This is a genomic window from Streptomyces sp. NRRL S-350 (assembly GCF_000719705.1).
GTDB lineage: Bacteria > Actinomycetota > Actinomycetes > Streptomycetales > Streptomycetaceae > Kitasatospora.
On sequence record NZ_JOHO01000169.1, the window covers coordinates 1 to 1,039 of the forward strand.

At 70.3% G+C, this 1,039-nt stretch carries 1 protein-coding gene; it reads right to left on the reverse strand.

Annotated features, from left to right (window positions below; translation table 11 throughout):
• Nucleotides 1-39 precede the first annotated feature (39 nt).
• Nucleotides 40-1,039 (reverse strand): IS30 family transposase (locus IF30_RS0140285; RefSeq protein WP_030248110.1); only part of this gene is annotated, 1,000 nt, incomplete at its 5' end.

Here is a 1,039-nt window from a genome sequence, read left to right on the forward strand (position 1 = left end):
GGCGGTTTTTAGTGGTCGTTGCAACACGTGGTCGGTTGTCTAGGCCGCGAGGAGTTTAGCCAGACGCTCGGCTGGGGTTTCCCAGCCGAGCGTCTTGCGTGGGCGGCGGTTGAGCTGGTCGGCGACGAAGGCCAGGTGCTCCGGGGTGTGGACGGACAGGTCGGTGCCCTTGGGGAAGTACTGCCGCAGCAGGCCGTTCGTGTTCTCGTTCGAACCGCGTTGCCAGGGACTAGCGGGGTCGCAGAAGTAGACCGGGATGTCGGTGGCGAGCGAGAACTCGCCGTGTCGTGCCATCTCGCTGCCCTGGTCCCAGGTCAGCGAGCGCCTCAGCTGGACCGGGAGCGTGCGGGCGGTGGCCACCAGGGCGTCCCGCACGGTCTCGGCTGTGTGGTCGCCGGGCAGGTGCAGCAGCATGACGTAGCGGGTGGCGCGTTCGACCAAGGTGCCGATCGCCGACTTCTGGTCCTTGCCGATAATCAGATCCCCTTCCCAGTGGCCCGGGACGGCCCGGTCCTCGGCCTCGGCGGGGCGCTCGCTGATCATGATCATCGGTTCGATGAACCGGGGCTTGCGGCAGTTGGCCTGTCGCTGGGGCTTGCGGCGGGCGCGGCCGGTCCGCAGGGCGCCGGCCAGCTCGCGCCGCAGCTGGCCTCGTCCCTGGACGTAGAGCGCCTGGTAGACGGTCTCGGGGACCACGTGCATCTCCGGTCGGTCGGGGAACTGTGCCCGCAGAGCGTGGCAGATCTGCTCCGGGCTCCACCGCTCGTCCAGCATCGCCTGCACCTCGGCCCGCAGTTCGGGGTTGTGGGTGATCTTCCGGGGCTTGGGGCGGGGCCGACGGGCGTCGGCCCGCGCCTGGGCCGCGAACGGGCGGTAGTGACCGCTGTCGGGGTGACGGTTGCGGCGGATCTCCCGGCTGATCGTGGAGGGGCTGCGGCCCAGCTCGGCGGCGATCGCCCGGACCGTCGCCTTATCGCGGAGCCGGTCGGCCAGGTGGATGCGCTCGGCCTCGCTCAGATACCGGGACGACGAGGAAGGC